Origin of the sequence: Amycolatopsis methanolica 239, assembly GCF_000739085.1 — a bacterium.
Lineage (GTDB): Bacteria > Actinomycetota > Actinomycetes > Mycobacteriales > Pseudonocardiaceae > Amycolatopsis_E > Amycolatopsis_E methanolica.
In genome coordinates this window covers 723,224-740,375 of the sequence record NZ_CP009110.1, presented here as the reverse complement: position 1 = coordinate 740,375, position 17,152 = coordinate 723,224, and the positions used below count along the sequence as shown (strand labels likewise).

At 71.8% G+C, this 17,152-nt stretch carries 20 protein-coding genes; 6 read left to right on the top strand and 14 right to left on the bottom strand.

Going from position 1 to position 17,152, the window contains the following annotated elements:
• Positions 1-44 precede the first annotated feature (44 nt).
• A complete protein-coding gene (locus AMETH_RS03680) occupies positions 45-434 on the top strand; it encodes a DUF5319 domain-containing protein (RefSeq protein WP_017986689.1) in 390 nt (129 codons plus the stop codon).
• A gap of 112 nt (positions 435-546) precedes the next feature.
• Here AMETH_RS03680 and AMETH_RS03675 read toward each other — a convergent pair whose 3' ends face one another.
• The 5 genes from AMETH_RS03675 to AMETH_RS03655 form a co-directional block, all read right to left on the bottom strand.
• Complete coding sequence (locus AMETH_RS03675) at positions 547-1,473, bottom strand: anti-sigma-D factor RsdA (protein WP_017986688.1); 927 nt, start codon at positions 1,471-1,473, stop codon at positions 547-549.
• A complete protein-coding gene (locus AMETH_RS03670; protein WP_026153775.1) occupies positions 1,474-2,046 on the bottom strand; it encodes a sigma-70 family RNA polymerase sigma factor in 573 nt (190 codons plus the stop codon). It abuts the gene before it with no gap.
• A 252-nt stretch (positions 2,047-2,298) separates the two neighbouring features.
• Complete coding sequence (locus tag AMETH_RS03665; protein ID WP_017986686.1) at positions 2,299-2,895, bottom strand: response regulator transcription factor; 597 nt, start codon at positions 2,893-2,895, stop codon at positions 2,299-2,301.
• Positions 2,896-3,036: 141 nt separating this feature from the next.
• Complete coding sequence (locus AMETH_RS03660) at positions 3,037-3,873, bottom strand: hypothetical protein (RefSeq protein WP_017986685.1); 837 nt, start codon at positions 3,871-3,873, stop codon at positions 3,037-3,039.
• A gap of 1 nt (position 3,874) precedes the next feature.
• Positions 3,875-4,774 carry a MerR family transcriptional regulator gene (locus tag AMETH_RS03655; protein ID WP_017986684.1) on the bottom strand — a complete coding sequence of 300 codons (900 nt, stop codon included), beginning with the start codon at positions 4,772-4,774 and terminating at the stop codon, positions 3,875-3,877.
• A gap of 274 nt (positions 4,775-5,048) precedes the next feature.
• Here AMETH_RS03655 and AMETH_RS03650 point away from each other — a divergent pair, with 274 nt between their 5' ends.
• A complete protein-coding gene (locus AMETH_RS03650; RefSeq protein WP_017986683.1) occupies positions 5,049-5,351 on the top strand; it encodes a WhiB family transcriptional regulator in 303 nt (100 codons plus the stop codon).
• 40 nt (positions 5,352-5,391) lie between these two features.
• Here the strand turns inward: AMETH_RS03650 and AMETH_RS03645 are convergent, their stop codons facing one another.
• Positions 5,392-5,943 (bottom strand): TetR/AcrR family transcriptional regulator, encoded by a 552-nt coding sequence (locus AMETH_RS03645; protein WP_017986682.1) that lies wholly within the window; start codon positions 5,941-5,943, stop codon positions 5,392-5,394.
• Positions 5,944-6,138: 195 nt separating this feature from the next.
• Between AMETH_RS03645 and AMETH_RS03640 the strand changes: the two genes are divergently transcribed.
• A complete protein-coding gene (locus AMETH_RS03640; protein WP_017986680.1) occupies positions 6,139-6,645 on the top strand; it encodes an SDR family NAD(P)-dependent oxidoreductase in 507 nt (168 codons plus the stop codon).
• A 231-nt stretch (positions 6,646-6,876) separates the two neighbouring features.
• Here AMETH_RS03640 and groL read toward each other — a convergent pair whose 3' ends face one another.
• From groL to AMETH_RS42355, 4 genes are all read right to left on the bottom strand, one after another.
• The gene (gene groL / locus AMETH_RS03635) at positions 6,877-8,493 is read right to left on the bottom strand and encodes a chaperonin GroEL (RefSeq protein ID WP_017986679.1); all 1,617 of its coding nucleotides are present in this window, start codon (positions 8,491-8,493) and stop codon (positions 6,877-6,879) included.
• Between the two features lie 77 nt (positions 8,494-8,570).
• Entirely contained in the window at positions 8,571-8,864 is a 294-nt protein-coding gene (gene groES, locus AMETH_RS03630; RefSeq protein ID WP_026153773.1) for a co-chaperone GroES, read from the bottom strand.
• Between the two features lie 468 nt (positions 8,865-9,332).
• Entirely contained in the window at positions 9,333-9,713 is a 381-nt protein-coding gene (locus AMETH_RS42360; RefSeq protein WP_410468226.1) for a zinc-binding dehydrogenase, read from the bottom strand.
• Positions 9,710-10,069: an MDR/zinc-dependent alcohol dehydrogenase-like family protein gene (locus tag AMETH_RS42355; RefSeq protein WP_410468225.1), complete on the bottom strand. Its 360-nt coding sequence runs from the start codon at positions 10,067-10,069 to the stop codon at positions 9,710-9,712. The genes AMETH_RS42360 and AMETH_RS42355 overlap by 4 nt, the downstream gene beginning before the upstream one ends.
• A 182-nt stretch (positions 10,070-10,251) precedes the next feature.
• Here AMETH_RS42355 and AMETH_RS03620 point away from each other — a divergent pair, with 182 nt between their 5' ends.
• Together AMETH_RS03620 and AMETH_RS03615 are read left to right on the top strand one after the other, a co-directional pair.
• On the top strand, positions 10,252-10,635 hold the full coding sequence (locus tag AMETH_RS03620) for a winged helix-turn-helix transcriptional regulator (RefSeq protein ID WP_017986677.1): 384 nt from the start codon (positions 10,252-10,254) through the stop codon (positions 10,633-10,635).
• Between the two features lie 71 nt (positions 10,636-10,706).
• Positions 10,707-12,602, top strand: coding sequence for an N-acetylmuramoyl-L-alanine amidase (locus AMETH_RS03615; RefSeq protein WP_017986676.1), 1,896 nt, complete (start codon positions 10,707-10,709; stop codon positions 12,600-12,602).
• Positions 12,603-12,706: 104 nt separating this feature from the next.
• Here AMETH_RS03615 and tsaD read toward each other — a convergent pair whose 3' ends face one another.
• From tsaD to AMETH_RS03595, 4 genes are all read right to left on the bottom strand, one after another.
• Positions 12,707-13,753 carry a tRNA (adenosine(37)-N6)-threonylcarbamoyltransferase complex transferase subunit TsaD gene (tsaD, locus tag AMETH_RS03610; RefSeq protein WP_017986675.1) on the bottom strand — a complete coding sequence of 349 codons (1,047 nt, stop codon included), beginning with the start codon at positions 13,751-13,753 and terminating at the stop codon, positions 12,707-12,709.
• Positions 13,753-14,223 (bottom strand): ribosomal protein S18-alanine N-acetyltransferase, encoded by a 471-nt coding sequence (gene rimI / locus AMETH_RS03605; protein ID WP_017986674.1) that lies wholly within the window; start codon positions 14,221-14,223, stop codon positions 13,753-13,755. Before rimI ends, tsaD begins: the two co-directional genes overlap by 1 nt.
• Positions 14,220-14,873: a tRNA (adenosine(37)-N6)-threonylcarbamoyltransferase complex dimerization subunit type 1 TsaB gene (gene tsaB / locus AMETH_RS03600; protein WP_017986673.1), complete on the bottom strand. Its 654-nt coding sequence runs from the start codon at positions 14,871-14,873 to the stop codon at positions 14,220-14,222. Before tsaB ends, rimI begins: the two co-directional genes overlap by 4 nt.
• 177 nt (positions 14,874-15,050) lie before the next feature.
• Positions 15,051-15,752: a FadR/GntR family transcriptional regulator gene (locus AMETH_RS03595; RefSeq protein ID WP_026153772.1), complete on the bottom strand. Its 702-nt coding sequence runs from the start codon at positions 15,750-15,752 to the stop codon at positions 15,051-15,053.
• Positions 15,753-15,846: 94 nt separating this feature from the next.
• On the opposite strand from AMETH_RS03595, the gene AMETH_RS03590 reads away from it, so the two are divergent.
• Positions 15,847-17,145 (top strand): SLC13 family permease, encoded by a 1,299-nt coding sequence (locus tag AMETH_RS03590; RefSeq protein ID WP_017986671.1) that lies wholly within the window; start codon positions 15,847-15,849, stop codon positions 17,143-17,145.
• The last annotated feature ends 7 nt before the right edge of the window (positions 17,146-17,152 follow it).

Genomic DNA, 17,152 nt, shown 5'->3' with positions numbered 1-17,152 from the left:
AGGCCCTGGACAAGCGACCCGGTCGGGCAGGTACGGTGCGACGCGTGCCGCACGAAGTGTTGCCCCCCGACCCGTTCGCCGACGACCCGGACGACCCCGCCCGGGAGCTCGCCGGCATCGGGGACGACGAGCTGGCCGAACCGATGGACGCGCAGGCGCGCGCCGAGTTGCTGGCGGACCTGTCGGACCTAGCGGTCTACCAGGCGCTGCTGGAGCCCCGCGGAGTCCGCGGGATCGTGGTCGATTGCGGTGAGTGCGATCAACCGCACTTCCACGACTGGCACCTGCTGCGCGCGAGCCTCGAGCAGTTGCTCGCGGACGGGCGGATGCGCCCGCACGAGCCGGCCTTCGACCCCAACCCGGCTGACTACGTGAGCTGGGACTACTGCCGCGGTTTCGCGGACGGGATCACGACCACCGAAAGCGCCTACTGACTGTTTCCACAAGAAGGCCCGGCCGCGGGAGGCCGGGCCTTCGTCATGTCCGGGGCAGGACGCGGAAATGACGAAGACCCGGCCGCTCCCGGCCGGGTCTTCGCCACACGAGTCAGTTCGAGCTGGTGCCGGTATCCACACCGGCCGGCGCCTGGCCGGCGCCCGAGTCCGGCGTGTCGTAGCGCACCGTGCTGCCCGAGGTGCCGTCGCCAGGAGGCGTCGTGCTGCTCTCGGTCGTCGGGGACGGCGAGGTCGTGCTGCTCTCCGACGGGGTCGGCGTCGTGGTCTGCTGCGGGCTCGTCGTGGTCGACGAGGACGGCGACTTCGTCGAGCTCGGCGGCGGCAGCGCGGCCGAGGTCGGCAGGGAGGTCGGCGATTCCGGCGTGGTGGTGCCCGAGTCCGGCAGCATCGAGGCGAGCTGCTGGTGCTCCGCCATCAGCTGGCTGAGGTTCTCCTCCTCGGTGACCTGGCTCAGCTTCGCGGCGGCCTCGGCGAGCGCCTGCTGCGCCTCGGCGATGCGGCCCTGCGAGAGGGCGATGCTGGCCTGCTGCAGGTCGATGCGGGCCGCGGAGGCGGCCTCGACCGACCGCGCGTGGTCGGCGTAGAGCACCTTGGTCAGGCCCCACAGCGTGTCGCCTGGCTGGGCGTCCCGCGCGGCGATGCTGGTGCCGGTGAACCCGATGGCGAGGACGGCGGCAGCAGTGGCGACCGGCACGAGCAGGCGGCGACGGCGCGCCCGCTGCCCGTGGCGGCGGGCCAGCGCGGCCGTCTTGATGGTCGTGACGGCGGTGTCGGTGTCGATGAGCTCGGCGAGCGGCTCGCTGTCGATGTCCCGTCGCCATGACAGCAGCAGGGCATTGAGTTCCTGGTCACCCAGGTCGTCGGCAATGCCGGGGTCGGATCCGCCGAGCGAGTCCAGCAGACCGTCGTCCGCGCGGATCGCGGTGAGGTCCGCCTCGAACTCCGCCCGCGACGAACTCAGGGTCGACTCGAACTCGAGCTCGTCGAGCTCACGTCTGACGTCTTCGCGATCGGTCACTCAGGCCACCTCCTCGGACGCCAGCGCCTTGCGGAGCCGGGCCAGCGCGCGGTGCTGTGCGACGCGGACGGCACCCGGCGTCGAGCCGACCGCTTCCGCGGTCTCCTCGGCGGACAGGCCCACGACCACGCGCAGCACCACGATCTCGCGCTGCTTGTCGGGCAAAACCCGGAGCAGCTGTGCCATGCGCTCGTTCAACTCCCCCTGCAAGGCGCGCTGTTCCGGCCCGATGTCGCCCTCGATCTCGTCGGGGATCTCGGCGACGGGCTCAGCACGGTTGCGCGCGGCGGCCCGATGCGCGTCGGCCACCTTGTGCTGGGCGATGCCGTACACAAAGGCCAGGAACGGGCGCCCTTGGTCACGGTACGAAGGCAACGCCGTGAGCACTGCTAGACACACCTCCTGGGCAACGTCGTCTGCCGAGGCGAACGACCGCTCCTGTCGTCCGACCCGGGCACGGCAATACCGCACCACCAGGGGACGGATAGCGGCCAGCAGCCGCTCCACCGCCTGGGGATCCCCCTCGACAGCGGCGGCGACTGGCTCATCCAGCCCGTCCCCCACATTGGCCATCGCAGACAACAGTCCCAGCGTTACGTGTAGGCGTGCAAAATTAACGGCGCGGCAATCCCCACATCGCTCACACCGGTGATGCCTACGGTACCTGGCGACGCCGGTGTCGCGTATGCGTGGTCGGCTCTACAGCCGCGCCGGCCTCGCCGAACCGAGGCCGCCCAGTATCGCACGGATGTGGTTCACATGGGGGGATCGAGCGAAGCGGCGCGCGGAAACACGAAAATTTCTCGCCGAATCCGCGCGTCCGCGTCAGGAGACCAGACCCCGGCGGAAGCCGTGCGCCACGGCCTGCGCACGGTCCCGCACGCCGAGCTTCCGGAACAGCCGGCGCGCGTGGGTCTTCACAGTGTCCTCGGAGAGGTACAGCTCACGGCCGATCTGGCCGTTGCTCTTGCCCTGGCTCATGCCGCGCAGGACCTGCAGCTCGCGCTCGGTGAGCTGCACGCCGGGGTCGGCGGGCTGGCGGGGCGCGGGCACCGAGGTGCTGGCGAGGGTGTGCGCGAGCGCGGCGACCAGCTCCGGCCGGGACGCGTCCCAGCGCAGGTAGCCGCGGGCCCCGCCGGCGATGGCGGCGGCGATGCTGCCGGCGTCGTCCGGCGCGCCGAAGACGATCACGTTGGCCTGAGGGTTGGCGGACACCAGCCGCCGAGTCGCCTCCACCCCGGCCGGCATCGCGCGCTGGGTGCCGACGAGCACGACGTCGACCGGCTGCCGCGAGTACCGGGCCAGCAACTCGTCACCGTGCGCTACACAGTCGATGCGACTGACACCGGGGACAGCAGACATCACGCGGGTGAGCCCTTCGCGGACACTGCGTCGGTCGTCGCAGATCAAGACCGTCGTCACGGGTGTTCCTTCCTGCAGCCGGGTGACATTCCATATCCCCTATCGGACGCTTGAGGCCGTACCTTGACACGATCCGGTGGCTTTTTTTGGAACTTCTTCGCCCGGATGTCGGTATGGCCGGCGGGAGCCCCGCACCCGGGGTCAGACCGGTACCCACGGAGAACCATGCGCCAGCCGCCTCCCTCCGGGATCGGAGCCCAGTAACACTGCGTGTAACACCGTGGCCGTTCGCGATCGGTGGCGGTCCGCGTCAGCGGGCCACAGATCGGCCGCGATCAGCCCGGCGGGCCAGCTGAGCGAGGACAGCTCGTACTTGTCCGCGTCGGCCAGCGCGTCCGAGACGAGCTCCCCGGCTCTTCGCTTCTGCCCGATGGCGCCCAGCGCCGCGGCGAGCACCAGCTGGGACTTGACGGTGTGCCGGATCGATCCGGCAGCCGTGGCTTCGTCGAGGGCGGCCTCGGCGGGCCCGGCCGCGGCCTCCGCGTCGCCCGAGGCGAGCGCGAGTTCCGCGGTCACCCAGCCGAGCCGGGTTCGGGTGCGCCAGTTGTCCACCGCGCCCGCGGCCCGGTCCAGGACGCGTCGCGACGCGGTGAGCCGCCCGGTGCCGAGGTGGTCGGCGGCCAGCCCGAGGAGCGCGTCCGCGAGCGCGCCGCGGGCGTCCAGACCGTCCGGGTCCGGCTCCGACGCGGCCGTGACGGCGCGGCGGAGCGCGGCGCCGTCGAGCCCGCGGGCGACGGCGTGGCCGCCGAGCTGACGGCGGTGCGAGGCGAGGGTGGCCAGCGCCAGTGCGGCGACCACCGGGTCCCGGTCGGGGGTGAGCCCGTCGAGCAGGGTGGTGGCGGCCGCGTACCGGCCCTGGGCGCCGAGCACGATCGCGCCGAGCAGGCGCCGCTTGGGCGGGCCCGCGGCGGCGAGCACGTCCGGCGGCGGCGCCGGACGGTCGCCGAAGGCCGCTCGTCGGAGTTCGCTCTCGTGCACGTTACTTCCCTACCAGGACGTACTCGATCCGGTCAGCCGCCGTCCGCAAGCCGGACAGCTGTTCGACGCGATCCGGCAGCTCCGGGGCCCGCCAGCCGGGGCCTGCGGCGAACAGGCGGCTGCGCAGCCCGCCGCGGGACACTTCGGGGAACAGCTCCGGGTCGGCGTTGCCGGTGCGGTCGGCCCAGAGCACCACGGCCGCGGGCGAGCTGCGCCGGACGGCCGCGGACAACGCGGGACCGGGCAGTGGCAGCCCGAAGAGCTGTGAGCCGATGCGCCGCGCGGCGAGGCCCGCGGCCAGCACGTATAGCGGCAACGCGTCGTGCTCGTCCGGAACCCGGCCGAGCAGGACCGGGCGCTGGTTGCGCGGGTGGTCGAGCACCGGGGTCGCGCGCACGACGGCGGCCAGCACACACTCGCTCAGCATGGCCTGCACCTCGACCCCGGCCGGAGTGCCCGGCCAGCCGGCCCCGCAGGCGTCGGCGACCGGGGCGATCACGCCCTCCCACGCGTCGAGGACGCCGGCGCTGCCGATCGCGTCGTCGAGGGTCTGCTGCACCGCGCGGCCGTCGAGCGCGACCGCGGCCGCACGCAGACGGCGGGCGGCCGCGCCGTTCTGCGCGGCGGAGAGCTGCTCGGCCGGCGGCGGCAGCGGCTGGGCCGCGATCTCCGGGGCCGCGCCGAACGACTTCGGCATCTGCTGGAGCGCGTAGCGGGCGGCCTCCGCGGTCGAAGCGCCGCGTAGCAGCGCGCGCTGCATCAGTTCGAGGCGGCCGATGTCGGCGGCGCAGTATCGGCGATGCTTGCCGTCGGTGTGCCTGCTCGGGCCGAGACCGTAGCGGCGGTCCCAGGTGCGCAGGGTCGAGGGCGCGACTCCGAGCCGCCGGGCGACGGCGGCCACGGGCATCGTCGGCTCGGCCTGACCGGCACCCCTGGGACGGCTCACCCGACCCAATATCCCGGTACCACTCGAACGGGGCAACCTGAATCGGTTTCGTCATTTCCCCTGTTTGCAGCCCTGATCTCACGCATCCGGGGGAAACCTAACGGCTGAATCAGCGGGATTCCCTTGAACAACTATTGGCGCGCTTCTAACGTTACCGCCGTTGCGCCATTCGGAGTAATCGCCGGGCGGCTAAGCAGGGGTGGCACGACCGAATCGGAGGGCGGTCACGATGGCAGACACGCGCAGGCTCCCGGGCCCGAACGCCGATATCTGGGATTGGCAGCTGCGGGGGTCGTGCAGGGGGATGGACAGCGGAGCGTTCTTCCACCCGGATGGCGAGCGGGGGCCGGCGCGAGCGCGCCGGGAAGCCCGGGCGAAGGCGATCTGCCAGTCCTGCCCGGTCCTGCAGCTGTGCCGGGAGCACGCGCTCGCGGTGCACGAGCCGTACGGGATCTGGGGCGGACTGTCGGAAGCCGAGCGGGAGACGATCATCCGCACCGGGAAACCGCAGCTGACCCTTTCCGGCCAGTAGCCGGAACGGAAAAGGCGGACGGCACCCGGGTGAACGCCCGTCAGCCGGGTGCCGTCTTTTTTCCAAGAAATCGCGGCCACGCGGTCATCGCCGTGTCGATGACCGCTTCCAGGTCGGCGAGTTCGGCGCCATCTCGCGCTTGAATCGACATCCCGTGCAGAATCGCGCCGGAGAACCGGACGATTCTCTCGATGTCGGCGTCTTCGGGCAGGTCCCCCTCCTCGACCGCGCGCCGCAAGCGGGCCGCCACTCCGGTCAGGTTGTTCCGCCGCTTCGCCGCGAGGAATTCGCGGACCGGCCGGTTCTGCTCCGTGCAGTTGAGCGCGGCCAGCACGACCATGCACCCGCGCGGATGCCCCTCCTCGACGTACCCGCGGGCGCTCTCCCGCAACCAGGCCTCGACGGCGTCGCGCGCGGTCTCCCCCTCCGGCGGCCGGCGTCCGAACCGCTCGCGGTAGCGCTCGATCGCCTCCCGGAACAACGCCTCCTTCCCGCCGAAGGCCGCGTACAGGCTCGGTGAGCCGATCTTCATGGCGGCGGTCAGGTCGGACAGCGACGAGCCCTCGTAGCCGCGCTCCCAGAAGACGTACATCGCCTCATCCAGGGCCGCGTCCCGGTCGAAGGTCCTCGGACACCCGCGTGGTGACATGGAAGGGGCGCACGTCGCGGTCACCTACGAGAAGTCCGCCTCGCGGGCGGCCGAGGTGGTGGCCTCGATCGAGAGCCTCGGCGGAAGGGGCTCGCGCTGCAGGCCGACAGCGCGGACGCCGAGGCGCTGACCGCAGCGGTGGACCACGCGGGCGGGCTGGACGTGCTGGTCAACAACGCCGGGATCTTCCCGCGCGGGACGATCGAGGAGATGAGCCTCGCCGACTTCGACCGGACGCTGGCCGTCAACGTGCGAGCGGTGTTCGTCGCGGCCAAGGCGGCGGTGCGGCACCTGCCGGCAGGTGGCCGGATCATCACGATCGGCAGCACGCTCGGCGAGCGGGTGGCTCGGCCGGGGATGAGCGCCTACGCGGCGTCGAAGGCCGCCGTGGTGGGGATGAGCCGGGCGTTCGCGCGTGATCTGGGGGCGCGCGGGATCACCTCGGTGGTGGTTCAGCCGGGGCCGACCGACACGGACATGAACCCGGCGGACGGGCCGCGCGCGGCGAGCACACTCGCGCTGCCGGCTGTTGGGCGGCACGCTTCGCCGGAGGATTTGGCGGCGACCGTCGCGCATGTCGCTGGGGCTGGTGGGGCGTTCATCACCGGGTCGGTGATCACTGTTGATGGTGGGGTCAATGCTTGAGGTCGGTAGCCGCTACGCGGGTTGTTAGGGCGCCGGGCTTCGCTTCGCTACGCCCGGATGAAAGAAGCCCCTTCCGAACCCGATCTTTCAGTGTTTGGTTGCCGATTTGGCTGGGGATCGGGTTGCGGGAGGTGGTGGCTCGGGGGTTGGTGCGTTGCGTTGCCGGGTGCCGGTTTTGGTGGTGGTGAAAAGAGAAGACCCCCGCCTCGTAGCGGGGGCCTTCTCTTCTTGCTAGTGCGCGTGGCCGTGGCCGTGGCCGGTGTTCTCGGGCTCCTCGACCGGCTTGTCCACCACGGTGCTCTCCGTGGTCAGGACGAGACGGGCGATGGAGGCCGCGTTCGCGACCGCGGAGCGGGTCACCTTCACCGGGTCGACGATGCCGGCCTGCAGCAGGTCGGTGATCTCGCCGGTGGCGGCGTTGAAGCCGTAGCCCCAGCCCTGCTCCTGCACCTTGGACACGATGACCGGGCCCTCGTAGCCGGCGTTCGCGGCGATCCAGTTCAGCGGCGCGGTCAGGGCGTCGCGCACGATGCGGACACCCGTGGCCTCGTCGCCGGTCAGGCCGAGGTCGCCTTCGAGCTCCTTGACCGCGTGCACGATCGCCGAGCCGCCGCCGGGCACGATGCCCTCCTCGACGGCCGCCTTGGTCGAAGCCACGGCGTCCTCGATGCGGTGCTTGCGCTCGTTCAGCTCGGTCTCGGTGGCCGCGCCGACCTTGATCACCGCGACACCGCCGCCGAGCTTCGCCAGCCGCTCCTGCAGCTTCTCGCGGTCCCAGTCGGAGTCGGTGGTCTCGATCTCCTTGCGGATCTGCGCGATGCGGGCCTCGATGTCGGCCTTGGTGCCGGCGCCGTCGACGATCGTCGTGTTGTCCTTGGTGATCTCGATGCGCCGGGCGGTGCCCAGCGAGTCGAGACCGATCTCGGACAGCTTCAGGCCGACCTCCGAGGAGATGACCTGCGCGCCGGTGACGACGGCCAGGTCGTCCAGGAACGCCTTGCGGCGGTCACCGAAGAACGGGGCCTTGACCGCGACCGCGACGAGGGTCTTGCGCAGGGCGTTGACCACCAGGGTGGACAGCGCCTCGCCCTCGACGTCCTCGGCGATGATCAGCAGCGGCTTCTTCGACTCGGCGACCTTCTCCAGGATCGGCAGCAGGTCGGCCAGCGCCGAGATCTTCTCGCGGTGCAGCAGCACGTAGGCGTTCTCGAGGATCGCCCGCTGCTCCTCCGGGTCGGTCGCGAAGTGCGCCGACAGGTAGCCCTTGTCGAACTGCACACCCTCGGTGATCTCGAGTTCGGTGGCCAGCGTGGAGGACTCCTCCACGGTGATCACACCGTCCTCGCCGACCCGCTCCACGGCCTCGCCGAGCAGGGCGCCGATGGTGGCGTCACGGGAGGTGACCGTGCCGACCTGGGCGATGTTGTCGCGGCCCTTGACCGGGGTGGCCTTGGACTTGAGCACCTCGATGACCTTCTCCGCGGCCGCCTCGATGCCCTTGCCGAGGCCGGCCGGGTTGGCGCCGGCGGCCACGTTGCGGAGGCCGACCTTCACCAGAGACTGCGCCAGCACGGTGGCCGTGGTGGTGCCGTCGCCGGCGACGTCGTTGGTCTTGGTGGCCACGTTCTTGGCCAGCTGGGCACCCAGGTTCTCGAACGGGTCCTCCAGCTCGATCTCCCGCGCGACGGTGACGCCGTCGAGGGTGATCGTCGGGCCGCCGAACTTCTTGTCCAGCACGACGTGGCGACCGCGCGGGCCGAGGGTGACCTTGACCGCGTCGGCGAGCTTGTTGACGCCGCGCTCGAGGGCTCGACGAGCGTCCTCGTCGAAGTTGATCTGCTTGGGCATGGAAGTCCTCTCAGACAGCAGAACGCCCCGTCCCCGGCTTTCCAGCGGGGCCCGGGGCGTTCACCGCAGCGCCTGTGTCAGTTGACGACAGCCAGCACGTCGCGAGCGGACAGGATCAGGTAGTCCTCACCGTTGTACTTGACCTCGGTGCCGCCGTACTTCGAGTAGATGACGACGTCACCGACGTTGACGTCGACCGGGATGCGGTTCCCCTTGTCGTCGACGCGGCCCGGGCCAACGGCCAGAACCTTGCCCTCCTGGGGCTTCTCCTTGGCGGTGTCGGGGATGACGAGGCCGGACGCGGTCGTCTCCTCGGCCTCGCTCGTCTGGACAACGATCTTGTCCTCGAGCGGTTTGATGTTCACGCTCACCGGGTTGACCTCCACGGGTCGTCGAAAGCGTTGGCAGGTACTTACTTGGTTTCGGCGCCTACCACCCCCGCCGTCGCGGGTGCCGGGGCGTGTGCGGTGCCTTCGATTAGCACTCTAGCCACGGGAGTGCTAGCCGCGCAAGGAGGGTCCCCCGGTGTGGCTGCCACCCCTTGTCAAGGTGCTTGACCGGGCACTTTGCCGGCCCCCTCACACCGGTGAGCGGTGGGCGCGGCACCCGTCGTCACGTAGCGATATCGCCATCTCACTCGTTGAGCGGTGTTGACTTCCCACTTCGCTGCCTACCTTGGGAAACGGCCCGGACACGACTGGAAGGAATGGTGTTCCCATGGGTGGTTGCAGCTGTTGCAGCTCGTGCAGTGGCCCCGGATGCGGCTGCTGCGGAGGCTGCTAGCACCGGCCTTGACCCGAACGGCCCCGGGACCCCGACGTCGTGGTCCCGGGGCCGTTCTACGGAACCAGCACGATCTTCCCGCGCACCCACCCGCTCTCGCTCAGCTCGTGCGCCTTCGCGGCGTCCGCCAGCGGCAGGACCTTCGAGACGTGGATCCGCACATCCGTGGCCCGCGCCAGCTCCGCAGCCGACGGCTGCACGTAGAACCGCCGGTAGCGCGAGTCGTCCACCCCGTCGTCGCCCTGGGCGTCGGTCAGCACGCCGTCCCGGTTCAGCACCCGCAGCGACCGCGTGCCGTACTCGCCGCCGACCAGGTCGAACACCACATCCACATCGGACACCGCCGTGGTGAAGTCGACCGCGGTGTGGTCGATCAGCTCGTCCGCGCCGAGTGCGCGCAGGAACTCGTGGTTGACCGCCCGGGCGGTGCCGATCACGTGCGCCCCCTGGCCTTCGCCACCTGCACCGCCACGTGCCCGACCCCGCCGGCCGCGGCGTGGATCAGGATGCGCTGACCAGCACGGACACCAGCCAGCGCCTGGGACGCCGTCAGCACCGCCGTCGGCAGCGCGGCGGCGTCGACGTGGTCCAGGGACGCCGGCTTCGGGGACAGCGCGTCGCGGGGCACGGCCACGTACTCGGCGTACGCGCCCCAGCGCGACATCACCAGCCCGAACACCTCCTCGCCGGTCTCCTCGACCACGCCCGAGAAGTCCAGCCCGAGCCGGAACGGCGGCACGATCCCGAACCCCTCCACCAGCCCCCGCCGGAGCTTCCAGTCGGCGGCGTTCACCCCCCACCGCGCGCACCCGCACCAGCACCTCGCCCGGCCCGGGCACCGGCCGCGGCGCGTCGACGACTTCCAGGACCTCGGGGCCGCCAAGGGCACGCACATCGACAGCTTTCACGCCGAAAATCCTCGTGCCTCGCGGTATCGATTGTGAAGAAGGCGCCTTCCTGATATCCAGGTACCTTGTGGATACCGTCCAGTCCTACCTCCGCGCCTGCCCCGCCCGCACGGTGCTCGACGCACTGGCCAACAAGTGGACGCTGCTGGTGCTGAGCTTCCTGCGCCGCAGCGACGGCCCCGTGCGCTTCAACGAGTTGCGCCGCCAGCTGGAGGGCATCACCCAGAAGTCGCTCACCCAGACCTTGCGCGCGCTCGAGCGCGACGGCCTGGTCGACCGGGCCGTCTACCCGACCGTGCCGCCGCGCGTCGAGTACTCGCTCACCGCACTCGGCACGCAGGTCGGCGACATGTTCAACGTGCTGGGCGAGTGGGCCGAGGAGCACGTCGGCGAGATCCTCGCGGCGCGGGAGGCCTTCGACAACCGCCCCGCGCCGGAACCGGTGCGCTGACCGGCACCGGGTAGTTCCCAACCCCCTTGGCACTGTGTAATTTCCTGACTACACCAGCCTGGGAGGGCAGTATGCCGATCACCCGCCGCGACGCTCTGCGCGCGATCGCCGCCGGCACCGCCGGCGTGGCCGTCGTCGCCGCGCCCGGCGCTTCGGCCGCCACGACTTCGGCCCGTCAGCGTGCGTTCGCCGCCGCGGCGGCGGAGTTCGGGGTCCCGGAACCCGTGCTGCTCGGCGTGTCGTACCTGAAGTCCCGCTGGGACTCACACGGCGGCGCGCCGAGCACCGGCGCCGGTTTCGGCCCGATGCACCTGACCGACCTGCGCGCGGTCGCCGCCGGGGGCAGCCACCACGACAAGGGCGAGGACCCACGTGGCGACACGGCGCGCGGCGAGCTGCGGCCGCACAAGTCGGACGCGCTGCAGACCGTGGACCTCGCCGCGGGGCTGACCGGCGTGGACGCCGCGACGCTCCGCACGGACCCCGTGCAGAACATCCGCGGCGGCGCGGCGGTCCTGGCCCACTACCAACGGGAACTCGGCGCACGCGCCGACGTGCCCGCCGACTGGTACGGCGCGGTCGCCCGCTACTCCGGCGCGTCGGACACCGGGACCGCGACGTTCTTCGCCGACGAGGTGTTCGCGACTATCGCCGCGGGCGCGAGCCGGACCACCGACGACGGGCAGGCCGTCGCACTGCCCGCGACGCCGGTTTCGCCGCGGCGCGAACAGGTCCGCGCGCTCGGGCTGTCCACGGTCGCGGAGGGCGCGGCGGAGGCCCCGCCCGGGCTGCCCGTCGAGTGGATCCCGGCGCCCTACCAGGACCTCGGCGGCGGCAGCTACGGCAACTACGACAAGGCCGAGCGGCCCAACTCGCAGCAGATCACGCACATCGTCATCCACGACACCGAGTGCACCTACGACGCGGCGATCGGGCTCGTGCAGGATCCGACGTACCTGGCGTGGCACTACACGCTCCGCTCGACGGACGGGCACGTCGCACAGCACGTGCTGACCAAGGACGTCGGCTGGCACGCCGGGAACTGGTACTTCAACGCGAAGTCGATCGGCGTCGAGCACGAGGGGTTCGCGGCGCAGGGCACCTGGTACACCGAGGCGATGTACCGGACCTCGGCGAAGCTGGTGAAGTACCTGGCCGGGAAGTACCGGATCCCGCTGGACCGCGAGCACGTCATCGGTCACGACAACGTGCCCGGCACGACCGCGGACAAGGTCGCCGGCATGCACTGGGACCCGGCGCCGTACTGGGACTGGGCGCACTACTTCGACCTGCTCGGAGCGCCGCTTAACGCACGGCCGGTGCGGCAGCCGACGGGCATGGTGATGGTCAAACCGGACTTCGCCACGAACCCGACGGGCTACACGGGCTGCGACACGTCGGCCCCGGGCGCCGCGTGCCCGGCGCGCGGCTCGTCCGCGCTGTTCCTGCGCACCGAACCCCGCGACGACGCGCCGTTGCTGGCGGACATCGGCCTCCACCCCGACGGCGGGCCGTCCACGGTGGCGATCTCGGACGTGGGCAGCCGGGTCTCGACCGGGCAGCGGTACGCCGTGGCGGAGGTCCGCGGTGACTGGACGGCGGTGTGGTTCCTCGGGCAGAAGGGGTGGCTGCGGTCGTCCGGGGTGGTGCCGGTGCTGGGGCAGGTGGTGACGCCGCGGCCGGGGCTGTCGTCGGTGCCGGTGTACGGGCGGGCGTACCCGGAGGCGGAGGCGTACCCGGCGGGGATCACGCCGCAGGAGGTCGTGCCGCTGCAGTACACCCTGCCCGCGGGCCAGAAGTACGCGGCCGGCCCGACGCTGACGGCGGAGTACTACTCGGCGACGACGTTCGACCCGGCGCAGCACGTGGTGGTGCGCGGGACGACGAAGTACGTGCAGGTGCAGTTCGGGCACCGGGTGGGCTTCGTCAATCTCGACGACGTGGTGGTTTCGCGCACGCGCCCCTGACCTGCGGTGAGGCTGGGAGGAACTGTGGGGACGCCGGCTGGGCGGCGCTGGGCGCGTGCGCGGCGCTGACCGTCAGGGGCCACGCTCGAGCGCCCAGCAGTCCCTCAGAGCGACACGACCTCCACCGGCAGCGCGGGGTTCGCCGAGAGGTCCAGCGCCGACGGCTTCTTCTCCGCCGCCACCACGTGCGCGCCCAGCGCGGCGATCATCGCGCCGTTGTCGGTGCACAGGCGGGGCCTCGGGACGCGCAGTTCGATCCCCGCGGCCTCGCAGCGCTCACGCGCCAGGCATGACAGCCGCGAGTTCGCCGCGACCCCGCCGGAGATCACCAGCGTTCCGATGCCCATCTCCTTCGCCGCGCGCACGGCCTTCGCGGTCAGCACGTCGGCAACCGCCTCCTGGAAGGACGCCGCCACGTCGTTCACCGGGATCTCTTCGCCGCGGCGCTCGGCGGTCTCCACCCACCGCGCCACCGCGGTCTTCAAGCCGGAGAACGAGAAGTCGAACTTCGCGTCCCGCGGGCCGGTCATTCCGCGCGGGAAGTCGATCGCCGTGGGGTTGCCCTCGCGCGCGGCCTTGTCGATCGGCGGGCCGCCCGGGTACGGCAGGCCCAGCACGCGGGCCACCTTGTCGTAGGCCTCACCGGCGGCGTCGTCCACAGTGGACCCGATCTCGGTGATCTCACCGGCGATGTCATCCACCCGCAGCAGCTGCGTGTGCCCGCCGGACACCAGCATCGCCAGGCACGGCTTCGGCAACGGGCCGTGCTGCAGGGTGTCCACCGCGATGTGCCCGGCCAGGTGGTTGACGCCGTAGAGCGGAACGTCCAGCGCCGCCGCATACGCCTTCGCCGCCGAGACGCCCACCAGCAGCGCACCCGCGAGCCCCGGGCCCGCGGTCACCGCGATGGCGTCCACATCGGACAGCGCGAGCCCGGCCGTGGCGAACGCGCGCTCCGCCGTCGGCCGCATGGCCTCCAGGTGGGCCCGGCTGGCGACCTCCGGCACCACGCCGCCGAACCGCGCGTGCTGCTCGACGCTCGACGCGACCTCGTCGGCGAGGAGCTCGACGGCGCCGTCGTCGTGCAGGCGCACCAGGCCGACGCCGGTCTCGTCGCAGGAGCTTTCGATGCCAAGGATGACGCGGGACATCAGCCCACCTCCTGCTTGCTCACGGCCGGGCGCATCATCGTGTACGCGTCGGCGCCGGACGGGTGGTAGTAACGCTTGCGCAGACCGATCTGCTCGAAACCGTGCCGCCGGTACAGCTCCTGCGCGCGGTCGTTGTCGGTGCGGACCTCCAGGAACACCGGCGCCCGCACCTCGTCGGCGCGGGCGAGCAAGGCGCGCAGCAGCGCCGTGCCGATGCCCTGGCCCTGATACGCCGGGTCGACGCCGATGGTGTGGACGCTGGCCTCGTACTCGCCCCGGCCGCCTACGACCGCAAGGCCGGCGTAGCCGATCAGGACGTCCTCGGGGGTGTACGCGCCGAGGTAGTAGGCGCCGGAATCCAGCTCACTGAGGAACGCGCGGGCGCTCCACGGGTCGTCCCCGGCGAAGAGTACCTTCTCGATCTCGGCGCACCGGTCGACGTCCTTGCGGCGCAGCTTGGCGAGCTTCACGCGGTGGTCACCCGCTTCCGCGCGGCGGGCTCGACGGCGTCCGGGCGGCGCAGGTAGAGCGGCGTCAGCGGGGCGGGCTCGGCTCCCGACGTCAGCGCCTCGCGGGCGGCCGCCAGCAGACCCGCGGTGCTCGGGTAGTACGGCTCGACGACCCGGGCGGCGAGCTGCTCGGCGTAGAGGCGGGCGCCGTCCCCGGCGGCGAGGGTGATCGACAGCTCGGCGGGCGGCTGCACGTGCGGGCCGTCGGTGCGCACGCCGTCCGCGTCGTAGGCCGCCCAGTACACCTCGCGGCGACGGGCGTCGGTGACGACGTGAAACGGCTCGCCGAGGCCGGCCAGCCTGGCGATCGCGTCGAGGCTGCAGACCGGGTGGGCCGGGATGCCGAGCGCGTGCCCGAGCGCGGCGGCGGTGGCGAGACCGGCGCGCAGACCGGTGAACGGCCCCGGCCCGGCGCCGACGACGATCGCCGCCAGGTCCTTGAGCGCGACACCCGCTTCGCGTGCCGCGTCGAGGGCGTGCGGGGTGATGAGTTCACCGTGCGCACGCGCGTCGAGCGTCACCCGCTCGGCGAGCACGGTGGCGCTCGCGGCGAGTTCGGCGACCCCGGCGGTCACCGCGGGCGTCGACGTGTCCAGAGCCAGTACCAGCACAGCTCTCCAGGGTACGGCGCGCGCGCCGACCTGCGGGTACCGGGCTTGCTGGACCACGGCACGCTTTCCCGGGAATGGTGGCGCCGCCTTCTGTGACCGGGTGCCGGTCGGGCGCCCTGTGCGGCCGGACCGCGCGGTCCGGGGCTTGCGTTGCCAGACGGCGGGGCACCTCCCGGGTCAGTCCTCCGGGTCCCAGCTCAGCAGGCGCACCTCGGCGACCGTGCGGAGGTGGTCCCGCATCGCTTCGGCGGCGGTTTTCGGGTTGCGGTCGCGGATGGCGTCGGCGATGCGGATGTGCTGGTCCAGCGACCGCGGCGGGCGGCCCGGCTGGCGGAGCGACTCGTTGCGGCTCTCGGTGATCTGGTCGGCGATCGCGTCCATGAACTCGGCCAGCAGGGCGCTGTGCGCGGCGCCGGTGACCGCCGCGTGGAACCGGCGGTCGCCCTCGACTCCGGCTCCCCCGTCCCTGATCTCCGACGCCATGAACTCCAGCGCCGACTCCAGCGCGGCCAGGTCTTCGTCGGTCCGGCGCATCGCCGCCAGCTCGGCCAGCTTCGTCTCCAGCGCCTCGCGCGCGTCGAGCACGTCCGGCAGCCGCCGGCGGCGTTCCACCAGCCGCTCGACCGGCTCGGCGTCCAGCGCGTCCCGCACCAGGTACGTGCCGCCGCCGTGCCGGGTCTCGACCAGGCCCTGCACCTCCAGCACGACGATCGCCTGCTTCACCGACGCCCGGCTCACCCCGAGCCGCTGCGCCAGGTCCCGCTCCGCGGGCAACCGGTCGCCCGCACGCAGCCCGGCGTCGGCCGCGTAGGCCCGCAACCGCTCCAGGACCTGCTCGTACAGCCGCGGGCGGGCCATCGGGCTCAGCGCATCAGACACGTTCCGAAGCCTAGCCCTTGACAGGCTGAGTGACTGAGCCGCAAAGTGGTTCAGCCACTCAGCCACTTGAATCCCAACGGCGGGAGTTCTAACGATGTCCGCTGAGCTGATCTCGATCCTCGTCCTCGCGGTTGTCTTCGTGATAGCGACGACCCGCTCGATCAACATGGGGGTGCTGTCCTTCGCGGCCGCGTTCGGCGTCGGCACGCTGGCCGCGAACCTGGATGCCGACGAGATCTTCGCCGGCTTCCCCGGCGACCTGTTCGTCGTGCTCGTCGGCGTCACGTTCCTGTTCGCCATCGCCCGCGCCAACGGCACCACGGACTGGCTGGTCGACGCCGCCGTCCGGCTGGTGCGCGGCCGCGTCGCGCTGATCCCCTGGGTCACCTTCGCGATCACCGCGGTGCTCACCGCGATCGGCGCCGTCAGCCCGGCCGCGGTCGCCATCGTCGCGCCGGTCGCGCTCGGGTTCGCCGCCCAGTACGGCATCCACCCGCTGCTGATGGGCGCGATGGTGGTGCACGGCGCGCAGGCCGGCGGCTTCTCACCGATCAGCGTGTACGGCACGATCGTCAACGGCATCGTCGCGCGCGAGCACCTCGGCGGCAGCGAGATCACGCTCTTCCTGGCCAGCTTCGTGGTCAACCTGGTGATCGCGGCGATCGTGTTCGTGGTGCTCCGCAAACGGCAGATCGTCCCCACCACCGAGCGGGAGCGCGAGCTGGTCGCCGCGGGCACCGGCGGCCCGCCTGACGGCACCGGATCGGCCGGCGGCGCCGCACCCGGCCGGATCCAGCTCAACGCGCCCCGGATCGCCACGCTCGCGAGCCTGGCCGTGCTGGTCGTCGCCACACTGGTGTTCGACCTCGACGTGGGCCTGACCGCGATGACGCTGGCCGTGGTGCTCAGCGTGATCTGGCCCGCGACCAGCCGGAAGGCCGTCGGCGAGGTCACCTGGCCCACCGTGCTGCTGATCTGCGGCGTGCTTACCTACGTCGGCGTCCTGCAGGAGATGGGGACGATCGAGTGGGCGGGCGAGGGCGTCGGCGGCATCGGCGCGCCACTGCTCGCCGCGCTGCTGCTGTGCTACATCGGTGCGATCGTGTCGGCGTTCGCGTCGTCGGTCGGGATCATGGGCGCGCTCATCCCGCTCGCGGTGCCGTTCCTCGCGCTCGGCACGGTCGGCCCGGTCGGCATGATCTGCGCGCTCGCGGTGTCGGCGACGGTCGTCGACGTCAGCCCGTTCTCCACCAACGGCGCGCTGGTCCTGGCCAACGCCCGCGAGGTGGACCGGGATGCCTTCTTCCGGCAGTTGCTCGTCTACGGCGGCATCATGGTCGCCGTAGTACCCGCCGTCGTCTGGCTCGTGTTCATCGTGCCCGGACTAGGCTGATCTGTGA

Excerpts from the sequence above, each read along its gene's own strand:
- AMETH_RS03670 (WP_026153775.1), bottom strand. The coding sequence starts at position 2,046 with ATGGCCAATGTGGGGGACGGGCTGGATGAGCCAGTCGCCGCCGCTGTC.
- AMETH_RS03650 (WP_017986683.1), top strand. The coding sequence starts at position 5,049 with ATGGCAGACACGCGCAGGCTCCCGGGCCCGAACGCCGATATCTGGGAT.
- AMETH_RS03645 (WP_017986682.1), bottom strand. The coding sequence starts at position 5,943 with ATGTACGTCTTCTGGGAGCGCGGCTACGAGGGCTCGTCGCTGTCCGAC.
- groL (WP_017986679.1), bottom strand. The coding sequence starts at position 8,493 with ATGCCCAAGCAGATCAACTTCGACGAGGACGCTCGTCGAGCCCTCGAG.
- AMETH_RS03615 (WP_017986676.1), top strand. The coding sequence starts at position 10,707 with ATGCCGATCACCCGCCGCGACGCTCTGCGCGCGATCGCCGCCGGCACC.
- tsaD (WP_017986675.1), bottom strand. The coding sequence starts at position 13,753 with ATGTCCCGCGTCATCCTTGGCATCGAAAGCTCCTGCGACGAGACCGGC.
- AMETH_RS03590 (WP_017986671.1), top strand. The coding sequence starts at position 15,847 with ATGTCCGCTGAGCTGATCTCGATCCTCGTCCTCGCGGTTGTCTTCGTG.